Annotated in this window: 11 protein-coding genes; 7 read left to right on the plus strand and 4 right to left on the minus strand. The window is 68.4% G+C overall.

What is annotated here, in order from left to right; genetic code table 11:
• The 3 genes from QNJ12_RS11280 to QNJ12_RS11290 form a co-directional block, all read right to left on the minus strand.
• Entirely contained in the window at positions 1–1,296 is a 1,296-nt protein-coding gene (locus tag QNJ12_RS11280) for a homoserine dehydrogenase (RefSeq protein WP_300622743.1), read from the minus strand.
• 59 nt (positions 1,297–1,355) lie between these two features.
• Positions 1,356–2,456 (minus strand): ABC transporter ATP-binding protein, encoded by a 1,101-nt coding sequence (locus tag QNJ12_RS11285; RefSeq protein ID WP_300622744.1) that lies wholly within the window; start codon positions 2,454–2,456, stop codon positions 1,356–1,358.
• Positions 2,457–2,583: 127 nt separating this feature from the next.
• On the minus strand, positions 2,584–3,243 hold the full coding sequence (locus QNJ12_RS11290) for a type II toxin-antitoxin system PemK/MazF family toxin (RefSeq protein ID WP_300622745.1): 660 nt from the start codon (positions 3,241–3,243) through the stop codon (positions 2,584–2,586).
• A 58-nt stretch (positions 3,244–3,301) separates the two neighbouring features.
• Between QNJ12_RS11290 and QNJ12_RS11295 the strand changes: the two genes are divergently transcribed.
• The 7 genes from QNJ12_RS11295 to QNJ12_RS11325 all read left to right on the plus strand — a co-directional run bounded on the left by QNJ12_RS11295 (position 3,302) and on the right by QNJ12_RS11325 (position 8,586).
• Positions 3,302–4,087 (plus strand): enoyl-CoA hydratase/isomerase family protein, encoded by a 786-nt coding sequence (locus QNJ12_RS11295; RefSeq protein WP_300622746.1) that lies wholly within the window; start codon positions 3,302–3,304, stop codon positions 4,085–4,087.
• 35 nt (positions 4,088–4,122) lie between these two features.
• Positions 4,123–4,863 (plus strand): class I SAM-dependent methyltransferase, encoded by a 741-nt coding sequence (locus QNJ12_RS11300; protein WP_300622747.1) that lies wholly within the window; start codon positions 4,123–4,125, stop codon positions 4,861–4,863.
• 521 nt (positions 4,864–5,384) lie between these two features.
• Positions 5,385–6,062 (plus strand): hypothetical protein, encoded by a 678-nt coding sequence (locus QNJ12_RS11305; RefSeq protein ID WP_300622748.1) that lies wholly within the window; start codon positions 5,385–5,387, stop codon positions 6,060–6,062.
• Between the two features lie 2 nt (positions 6,063–6,064).
• The gene (locus QNJ12_RS11310) at positions 6,065–6,790 is read left to right on the plus strand and encodes an extensin family protein (protein ID WP_300622749.1); all 726 of its coding nucleotides are present in this window, start codon (positions 6,065–6,067) and stop codon (positions 6,788–6,790) included.
• Between the two features lie 4 nt (positions 6,791–6,794).
• Positions 6,795–7,337 (plus strand): hypothetical protein, encoded by a 543-nt coding sequence (locus QNJ12_RS11315; RefSeq protein ID WP_300622750.1) that lies wholly within the window; start codon positions 6,795–6,797, stop codon positions 7,335–7,337.
• The gene (locus tag QNJ12_RS11320) at positions 7,334–8,044 is read left to right on the plus strand and encodes a hypothetical protein (protein ID WP_300622751.1); all 711 of its coding nucleotides are present in this window, start codon (positions 7,334–7,336) and stop codon (positions 8,042–8,044) included. Before QNJ12_RS11315 ends, QNJ12_RS11320 begins: the two co-directional genes overlap by 4 nt.
• On the plus strand, positions 8,041–8,586 hold the full coding sequence (locus tag QNJ12_RS11325; protein WP_300622752.1) for a GNAT family protein: 546 nt from the start codon (positions 8,041–8,043) through the stop codon (positions 8,584–8,586). The genes QNJ12_RS11320 and QNJ12_RS11325 overlap by 4 nt, the downstream gene beginning before the upstream one ends.
• 81 nt (positions 8,587–8,667) lie before the next feature.
• Here QNJ12_RS11325 and QNJ12_RS11330 read toward each other — a convergent pair.
• Positions 8,668–9,803 (minus strand): IS3 family transposase gene (locus tag QNJ12_RS11330; RefSeq protein ID WP_300622753.1). Its coding sequence is split into 2 segments (ribosomal slippage): positions 8,668–9,536 and positions 9,536–9,803, totalling 1,137 coding nucleotides; the frame shifts between segments, so codons are not numbered across the junction.
• Positions 9,804–9,993: the final 190 nt, after the last annotated feature.

The raw sequence follows: 9,993 nt of genomic DNA on the forward strand, positions 1-9,993 counted from the left end.
TCAGGCGCCGATCACGCGGATGAAGCCACCGAAGCGATGCACGACGTCGAGGTTGCGCAGGTCGCGCACGGTGGCCTGGACGTCGGCTTCGCGCGCCTGGTGCGTGATGAAGACGAGCCGTGCGTCGGCGCCGATGCCTTCCTGCTCGGCAGCCCGGATGCTGACGCCGTGCTCGGCGAACACACCGGTGACTGCGTGCAGCACGCCGGGCTGGTCGGCGACGTCGAGGCTGACGAGGTACTCGGCACTGGTCTCGTCGATCGCCCGGATCGTCGCCTTGCCGAACGAGCCGATCGTGCCGTGGGTTCCCTTCGAGAGGTTGACGGCGGCATCGATCACGTCGCCGAGCACGGCCGACGCGGTGGGCGCGCCGCCGGCGCCGCGGCCGAAGAACATGAGGGAGCCGACGGCGTCGCCCTCGACGAACACGGCGTTGTAGCTCTCGCGCACGCTGGCCAGCGGGTGGTGCACCGGCACCATCGACGGATGCACGCGGACGGCGACATCGCCGGTTGCGGGGTCACGGTCGGCGATGCCCAACAGCTTCACGACGTAGCCGAGCCGGCGGGCGACCTCGATGTCGGCCGAGGTTACGCCGCTGATGCCCTCGTGGTACACGTCGCCGGCGACCACCTTCGCGCCGAACGCGATCGAGGCGATGATCGCCGCCTTGGCGCCGGCGTCGTAGCCCTCGACGTCGGCGGTCGGGTCGCGCTCGGCGTAGCCGAGCTCTTGCGCCTCGGCGAGCGCCTCGCCGTACTCGGCGCCCTCCTCGCTCATCTTGGTGAGGATGTAGTTGGTCGTGCCGTTCAGGATGCCCATCACCCGCGTGACGGGCTCGCCGCGCAGGCTCTCGCGCAGCGGACGGATCAGCGGGATGCCGCCCGCCACGGCCGCCTCGAACAGCAGGTCGACGCCGTTCGCGTCAGCGGTCGCGAACAGTTCGGCGCCGACGTTGGCGAGCAGCTCCTTGTTGCCGGTGACCACCGGCTTGCCGGCGACGAGCGCGGCGCTGATCAGCTCGCGAGCCGGCTCGATGCCGCCGATCACCTCGACGACCAGGTCGATGTCGGGATCGGTCGCGACAGCGTGGGCGTCACGGGTCAGGACGCCATCGGCGAGTGTGACCCCGCGGTCGCGGGACATGTTGCGGACCGCGACACGAGTGATGTCCAACCGGAGGCCGGTCCGGGCCTCGATCGCATCGGCCTGCCGCTGGACCAGGGGCACGAGCGCCCCGCCGACGTTGCCGCAGCCGAGCAGGCCGATCCTGATGGTCTTGCCGTCGTTCGCCACGGTGGTGAGGCTAGGTGATCGTCCCGAGGTTCCCCACGGGGGGTTCCCCGGCCGCTCGATCACGTCGCCGGCGGGTGGTACACGGCGTGCTGCGTGATGGGGTCGAAGAGGTGGAGCCTGCTCGTCGGCACGCCGAGATCGAGCGTGGTGCCGATCGGCGGTGCGATCCCGGGCAGGATGCAGTCGATCCGCTCACCGTGGGCGGTCCTCGCCTCGGTGATCGTCTGGCGACCGAGCGGCTCGACCGAGGCGACGCGGACCTCGAGGCTCTCGGTGGTCTTGCCACCGGGCACCAGGTCCTCGGGCCGGACGCCGACGAGGATCGGCTGGCCGGCGAAGTCGTCGAGCACCGGTGTCCACATCCGCAGTTCGAGACCGAGCACATCGACGATCCGTTCGCCGCCGGCCACTCGCACCGAGGCGGGCAGCACGTTCATCCCGGGCTCGCCGAGGAATGCGGCGACCTGCGCCGTCGCCGGCAGGTCGTAGACCTCGAACGGTGTCCCGATCTGGTGCACGATGCCGTCGAACATCACCGCGATGCGATCGCTCATCGCCATCGCATCGGACTGGCTGGCGGTCGCGAGCAGCGTCGTCAGACCGCGGTCCCGGTGCACGCGGACGATGTCGGTCCGCAGCCGCAACCGCATGTCGTCCTCGAGGAACGCCAGCGGCTCGTCCATCAACAACGTCGACGGACTCCGGATGATGCAGCGGGCGAGCTGCACGATGCGCCGCTCGCCCGCCGACAACGTCGAGGGGCGGCGGTCGAGGAGGTGCCCGATACGCAGGTGCGATGCCTCGAAGTCGACCAGCTCCTGGCGGTTCGTCGGTCGGTTCGCAGGGTCGCCGACCTCGAGCGGGAAGCGGATGTTGCCGCCGGCCGTTCGCTTGCCCATCAGCTGGTTCTGCTGGGTGATCAGTGCGAACCCCCGCTCGTGGGTGGCAACGGTCGTGATGTCGCGTCCGCCGACGATCACCCGGCCGGCGGTCGGTTCCTCGAGGCCGCTCAAGATCCGGAGCACGGTCGTCTTCCCGCACCCCGACGGACCGACGAGGCCGAAGAGCTCCCCCGCCACCACCGAGAGGTTGAACTGGTCGAGCGCGGGCGGCGCATCTGGATACACCTTGGTGACGTCGACGAACTCGATGTCGAACACAGGCCGACGCTACGCGGTCGCGGCGATGTGTGCTGCGCGCTGCGTGGGGCAGGCGGTCGCCGCCGAGGGCCGGCGGGGCTCGCTGCTCGGCGCCGGCGGACCGTCGGTCGGGCGTCAGTAGCCGGCGTCAGTACTCGTAGTCGAAGTCGTCGTCGGCGATGTCGTCCGCGACCGAGTCGGTGTAGTGGACGTCGTAGTACTCGTCGACGGCGGCGACGACGTCGTCGAACCGCCGGCGCTCGAGCACGGCGCCTTCCCGTCGCATGCGATCGGGGTCGAGGTCGAGCATCCGCCAGATGCGCGCGTAGCTGTTCCTGCGCTTCGGATCCCAGCCGCCCTTGCCGATCGCGATCTGGGCCTCTCGACCCGATCGCTTGGTGGTCAGGGGAACGCCGACCAGCTTGCGTCCGCGACGGCCGACGACGACGACGGGACGATCCTTGCCCTGCTCCGGATCCTCCTCGAACGGCACCCACGTCCACACCACCTCGCCGGGGTCGGGGTCGCCGTCGAGGCGCGGCGAGTACTCGATCGCGACGACACCCTCGGGCGGGAGCCTGTCGACCCGCTTCGGCGCCGGCGCGGGCCGGCGGCGCCGCGTGCCGGCTCGCTTGCGTCCCTTGTCGAGCGCCTCCTCGATCGTCTCGCGGACGCTGCGACCCGACCGCGAGCGGCCGGATCGGTTGGTGGGCTCGCCTGCCGCGATGGAGTCGTCGAGTCGGCGACCGCCACGGGCGCGTTGGGTCAGGCCCTCGAAGTAGCCACCGATGTCGATCTTGCGAGGCATCGCAGGGATCGTAGGCGCCACTGCGGCGTGCGAGCCGTCCGCGTGCTTGGCTGGCGGCATGCGCAAGCCACGACTGGCCACGATCAAGCTGATCCACCCGACGGACGCCCCGGTCGCCACGCTCCTTCTGAACCGGCCCGACCGGTTGAACGCGCTCTCGGCCGAGTTGCTCGCCGAGGTCCCCGCCGCCTGCGACTGGCTGACGGCCACCGCCACGATCAAGGCGGTCGTCGTGCGCGGCGCGGGCCGTGCGTTCTCGGCGGGCTTCGATCTCGGCGACTTCACCGGGCTCGACACCGGGATGTCCAGCCGGGAGACGGCCGACCTCGGTCGCCTCGCAGCGGAGGCACTCACGAACGTGCGGCCCCTGACGGTCGCGGCGATCCACGGCCACTGCGTGGGGGGCGGTCTCGTGCTCGCCGCGGCGTGTGACCTGCGGCTGGCAGCCGACGACGCCTCGTTCTCGATCCCCGAGGTCGATCTCGGGATCCCGCTCGCTTGGGGAGGCATCCCTCGACTCGTCCGTGAGCTCGGCCCGGCGATCACGAAAGAGCTCGTGCTGACATGCAGGCCCTTCGGCGCGGCCGAAGCGCTGCAGCTGCGATTCCTCAACCGCGCGGTGCCGGAGGAGCAGCTGATCGCCGCAGCCGAGGTGTTGGCGGCCGATCTCGCGTCGAAGCCCGGTTTCGCGCTGCGAGCGACGAAGACCCACGTCAACGCCGTGATGGACGAGATCGCCGGCGTCGCCAGGAACGCCAACGACGCCGACACGCTGGTGGCCGCGTTGCTCGACAGCGAGTCGCGTGAGGCGAGCCGCGCCTACCTGCAAGCCCGAAACCGCTGATCGACGGCACGCGGGCGCTGGGTACGGTCACCGGCGTGGCCCCGGACGCGCTGTTCGCCGACCCGCGCCTCGCCCCCTTGTACGACCTCGTCGAGGGTGACCGCGACGACCTCGACGCATACGTCGCGCTCGCGGATGAGCTCGGCGCCCAGTCAGTGCTCGACGTCGGGTGCGGCACCGGCGAGCTCGCGTGCCGGTTCGCGGCACGCGGCCGCATGGTGACCGCCGTCGATCCGGCGGCCGCGTCGCTCCGGGTGGCGGCGGCCAAGCCTCACGCCGGGAGCGTGCGCTGGATCGAGTCGGACGCGACGGTGTTACCACCGCTCGACGTCGACCTCGCGACGATGACCGGCAACGTCGCGCAGGTCTTCGTCGACGATGACGACTGGACGGCGACGCTGCGGGGCATCGGGGGTGCGCTGCGGCCGGGCGGCCACCTCGTGTTCGAGACGCGGGATCCTCGACGCCGAGCGTGGGAGGAGTGGACGCCCGATCGGACCCGCTCGACGGTCCGGTTCGACGGTCACGACGTCGAAACGTGGTGCGACGTGCTCAGGGTGAAGATGGGCGCCGACGGTGGCGTGGTCACGTTCCGGTGGACGTACGTCGTCGATGACGAGACGTTGACATCCGACTCGACGTTGCGGTTCCGGTCACGAGAGACCATCGACGCCTCGTTGGCAGCCAACGGATTCGACGTCCTCGAGGTGAGAGACGCCCCCGATCGCCCCGGCAAGGAGTTCGTCTTCGTCGCCCGCCGCCGACTCGACCGGTGACACTCGAATGATCGACCACCCGATGCAGACCGTGTTCGACCATCCTGCGCAGTGGCCGACGGCGGCTGCGCGGTCGGTGCTCGAGCTGTGCACGAGGACCGATCCGGCTCGTTGGTCGTGGCGGGTCAAGCGCCAGCCCCCATTTCGGTATGACGGCACCCGCCTGAGATCGTCAATCTCTTCTCTCGAACTGACGTCGATCTCGCCGATTCGATCGACATGAGGACCTAGGACCCTGGCCTTCATCCCGTTTCTGAACGACGATTGTTCCCAGCTCGGACTGGCGAACCAGTCAAGGGAAGGTGATTGCGTTGTTGACTCGGCGCGATTTCATTGGAGCCGTGGGCGCGACGATCGCCCTCCAGTCGTTCACCTTGCAGCCGGGAAGATTGCGTGCAGCTCCGCCGCCCGACCGTCTCGGACCCATCCACATCACAGGGCCGTGCGGGCGCCTCATCTCCGTCTCGAACGGGGTAATCGCAATGAGTGGGTGCGACGAGCGACGGCGCGAGGTGTATCTCGTGCACCCCGACCTCACCGCCGAAGCCATGGCGGCGCCGCCAGCCCGCTTCCCGGCGTCCTACCGTGGGAGGGTCATCGATCTCGGCATGGCCGGGATGACGGTGTGGCCGCCATCCGCCGCCGCGGTGCCGCCGGTCCTGTCGAAGCTGCCTCCGACCGTCAGTCGGGTCTGGGGTCTTCCGGATGGGTTGGACGTCGCGCTGGTCGAGGAACCGACCCACGACGTCGACGCCGAAACGCAGAGCCGCCTGTACGCCCGCACGGATGGTGACTCCACGTGGAGCGAGCGGTGGGTCGACGACAGGCACCCAGTCGTCGGCTGCATCGACGTCGAGCACTCGCCGGTCGTGGCGCAAAGCCTCCCTGGTGCGGTCAGGCTGGCCAGGCTCGACGATGGAACGGCGATCACCGATCTCGCCCTCGGTACCGACGTGGAGACGTACTTCGTCGACGGGAGCGCGGACTCACTGGTCGTCGCCGCACAGGGCGCCGACTTCTGGCGTTGCAGCCGGATGAGCTCGGCGCTCGGTCTCGAGACCGTCGCCGAGGGCCCCGGCGCCGTCGTCGACGTCGCCTCGACGTCCGGGGCGGTCTTCGTCGCCTCGGCAGCGATCGTCAGCGACCACCGTGATGGCGTCGTGTCGTCGGGCAGCCAACTCGCAGCGGAAGGAGCGTAACCATGCCTCGCGTGTCATGCGGATGTATCTCATCGGGCTGGAACGACAGTCAGGGCCAATCGATCTCAGATGTCCCTCTGTACTACACGACGAGTTCCTACCAACCCGGAAGCAGATCGACGCTCCTCTGCTGCGATGACTTCAAGCCTCGGCTCGACAACTGGGTCGACCTCTGGTACTCGAACTCGTATACCGGCAAGCCGACGAAGATCGTCTACTACGGTGCCGCGGTCGACAAGACACCTCAGGGTTGCAACCAGAACAACAGCGGCTCGACCAGTCGTCACGAGAACGGTGGCGCGTTCGACCTCGTCGGCCTCGACTTCAGCTCGCGCAGCTACTGGTGGAACGACAACTACGGCAACGACAAGCAGTTCACCATGGGCGTCGAGGCCTCGTGCCACCGCAAGTTCAAATACTCACTCGGCCACCATTACAACAGCGCCCATCACGACCACATCCACATGGACGACAGCTATGACGTCGCCTATGGATCCACATCATGGGCGATGAACAACTTCTTGCTCAACTCGCTCAACGACATCTTCGGCTACTCGTTCAACACGGCCAAGCAGTCGAGTGGGCACAACTACTACTCGACCGCAGTCAGGAACGCCGTGAACTCGGTGCTGACCTCATACGGAGGAGTATCGAATCCGAACATCCTCGCGTACCCGTTGCATTGGGAGGCGTACTGCCGGACGGCGTGGCTGCACGGAACGGACTGACGACATGAACACGATCATCGTCGGAGCGAGCGACCTCCAGAAGAACTCTGCGCAGATCGCGGCAACGCTGAACCGAATCGAGGTCCCGGCTGTGCTGCGGCCGGACCGACGCTTTCGGCGTCAACTCGAGGACACGATGCGCCGCGAGGCCGGTGGACACGATCTCCGCGACCCGCGGAGCATCGATGTCTACGCCGAGGCCAAGGAACAGGCCGCTGTGGAGCGGCCGGCCGACGACAGCATCGTCGTCGAGGCGTTCACGAGGGGTGTGCTCTGCGCGGTCATGACGGCCACGTTCCGAGGTGGCGTCGCGAGGTGGGCGCCAGGTGAGACCGGCGACGCCTCGACCGCGCGGGTCAAGCTCGAGCTCACGCTCGCGGACGAGCTGCTGGCCCCGCCCGTCCTGGCGTCTCCCAAGCTCAGTTCCGTGGCGGTGTCGGGCGACATCAACGCCCGCGAGGCGCTCCGCCGCTGGCTCGTCGCCGCGCTGACGAACGGAAACCAGGCGCTTCTCTCCGAAGCGGTCGCGTTGGCGGTCGTGGGATGAGACGGCGCTCGAGGAGCGCCATCGTCGTCTTCATCTGCGGCGCTGTGGTGGCGTGCGGTGGGGACACGACCGATGTCGCCGAGGCCCCCACCACCGAGAGCGCGCCACCGGCACCTTCATCCACCCCGCGCGTCGACCAAGCCGCGCCGAGCGGCTCGGTGGTCGCACCGACGACCGCGGATCCTCCGCCGACCACGACGATCGCCGGCGAGGGCCACGCCTCCACCGTGCCGGCGACGGCCACGATCGACGCCTCCCCACCGTCCTCGGCGATCTACGACGTCGACGCGCTCCTCGCGGACGGATTCATCGCGGACGAGGTCGCGAACGCGCGGGCGACGAACGCGTGCTTCGATCGCATCCGGTTCGAGGACGCGACCTACGTCGGCGCGACGGAGTCGTTCAGCCTCAGCTTCATCCAGTCACCGTTCGGACTCGAGTACCGAGACTCATCGACCGGCGTCACGTACTTCGTGGTGCTGCTCGCCCGGGGCGACGCGGGACCACCGCTCGTCGACACCGAGCCCGCGGCCCTCGGGTCGGGCGAGACAGGCGAGCTCGGGTACGCCGAGGGAGACCTGCTCGGAGCGTTCCAGACGCAGCTCGAGGCGTGCCCCCAACTGCAACTCGTCGCCGATGTCGTCGCCGGCGGCGACCTGGCCGCGTTGAGGGCGGCCGCCGAGCGGATCACCCTGGACGAGGCATGAGCCCGTCCGCGGACCTCTTCCTGACGCCGACCGATCCCAGTCACTTCGGGCGCCTCTACGAGCTCTGCCGTGATCCGATCGTCTACCGGACGTGGAGAATGGGCGGTCCGTCGATGGACACTCGAGAGTTCGAGATGTTGATGACCAAGGACATCCACCTCCAATACAGCGTCGTCGTGAACGGGGCCGTCCAGGGACTGGTGCGGACGTACGGGACGAGTCCACGGGACCAGACGTCTTCGCTCGCCGGATTCATGGCGCCGAACCTTCACCAGACCGGCGTCGGCATCAAGGCGTTCGGCACGATCATCGAGCAAGCTTTCAACGAGTTCCCCGTTCGGAAGATCTACCTCGAGGCCAACCGCACCGCGGTCGGCCAGTACCGCTCGGTCCTCGACAAGTTCGCCGAAGTCGAGGGGACGCTGCGCGAGCACCAGTGGGTCGGTGGCCATTTCGAGGACGTGGTGATCGCCGCGATCTTCCGTGCGCACTGGATGACGGCCATCGACCGATTCCGCTCGCGCCTGCCGCCGATCCGGTAGCGGTCCGCCTCCCTACTCACGTCAGCCGAGATCGGTCACCAGGAGATCGTCGTGAGGGGGACCCGCTGAGTGGTCCAGCCGCTATGCGGCTTGGGGTTGGTTGATGGTCCACTTCGCGGCGAACTCGGCGGGGCTGAGCTCGCCGTGGGCGGAGTGGGGTCGGTTGATGTTGTAGTCGATCCGCCAGTCCTCGATCAGCACCCGCGCCTCGAGGAGGCTGTCGAAGTGGCGGCCGTTGAGGAACTCGTCACGGAACCGGCCGTTGAAACTCTCGATCCAGGCGTTCTGCCACGGTGACCCGGGATCGATGAACACCGACTCGCAGGCCTTGAAGCGGCACCAGTCGGCGACGGAGGCGGCGATGAACTCGGGACCGTGGTCGAACCGTACGTAGGCGGGCGCGCGACCGCGTTCGGCAGCGAGGCGGTCAAGGATGGCGACGACGTGGTCGGCGTCGATGGTGCGGTCCACCTCGATGGCGAGAGCTTCGCGGGTGAACTCGTCGATCACGTTGAGCATCTTGAGGGTGCGGCCATCGGCGGTGGTGTCGAACTGGAAGTCCAACGCCCACAGGGCGTCCGGTCGGATCGGGCACATCGCTCCGACGTGGGCGCCGATCCCGCGCAGCGGCTTCTTGCGCTTGCGGGTCGGAACGCGCAGCCCTTCGTCCCGCCACAGGCGGCGGATCCGCTTGTCGTTCACCGTCCAGCCCGCCTTGCGGGCGGCCTTGGCTGCCCGTCGCCACCCCCACCTCGGACGCCGCTTGGAGAAGTCCCGCAGGAACTCGCGCAGGCGAGCTTCCTCGTCGGTGACCTCGGGCGGGTCGAGGCGTTGGGTCGAGCGGTGCTGACCGACCACTCGGCAGGCTCGTCGTTCGGAGACCCCGAACCGTTCGCACAGCATCTTCACGGCGCTGCGACGACGGTTCGGGGTTAGAAGTTTCCCTCGGCGATCTCCTTGAGCATCGACTTGTCCAGCTCGGCCTCGGCGAGCAGCTTCTTCAGGCGGGCGTTCTCGCCCTCGAGTTCCTTCAGCCGCTTCGCGTCGTTGGCCTTCATCCCGCCGTACTGGGCGAGCCAGCGGTGCCAAGTCGACTCCGCGATCTCAAGGTGTCGGCACACCTCGTCGAGCTCCATCCCGCCAGCGAGTAGCCGGTGGCCCTCCTCCAGCTTGCGGATGATCTGTTCCGGCGTGTGCCGCCGGCGCTTCTTGGTCATGGTCGTCGTTGCTCCTCTGTTCAGAGTCGCACAACAACTGGACCACTACGAGGGTCTCACCTCACGACGGTGACGTACCTGAAGAACGGGGTGGTGTTCTACACCTCCACCCAACCCGCATCAGGCAGCTACCTGGTCGACACCGCGCTGCACACCGGCACCGGCGGGATCACCGACACATCGATCGTCG

The sequence above is a fragment of the Ilumatobacter sp. genome (assembly GCF_030065885.1).
Classification (GTDB): Bacteria; Actinomycetota; Acidimicrobiia; order Acidimicrobiales; family Ilumatobacteraceae; genus Ilumatobacter.

Bases quoted from the DNA above. Each gene is read 5' to 3' on its own strand.
- QNJ12_RS11315 (WP_300622750.1), top strand. From the start codon at position 6,795: ATGAACACGATCATCGTCGGAGCGAGCGACCTCCAGAAGAACTCTGCG.
- QNJ12_RS11290 (WP_300622745.1), bottom strand. From the start codon at position 3,243: ATGCCTCGCAAGATCGACATCGGTGGCTACTTCGAGGGCCTGACCCAA.
- QNJ12_RS11325 (WP_300622752.1), top strand. From the start codon at position 8,041: ATGAGCCCGTCCGCGGACCTCTTCCTGACGCCGACCGATCCCAGTCAC.
- QNJ12_RS11320 (WP_300622751.1), top strand. From the start codon at position 7,334: ATGAGACGGCGCTCGAGGAGCGCCATCGTCGTCTTCATCTGCGGCGCT.
- QNJ12_RS11295 (WP_300622746.1), top strand. From the start codon at position 3,302: ATGCGCAAGCCACGACTGGCCACGATCAAGCTGATCCACCCGACGGAC.
- QNJ12_RS11310 (WP_300622749.1), top strand. From the start codon at position 6,065: ATGCCTCGCGTGTCATGCGGATGTATCTCATCGGGCTGGAACGACAGT.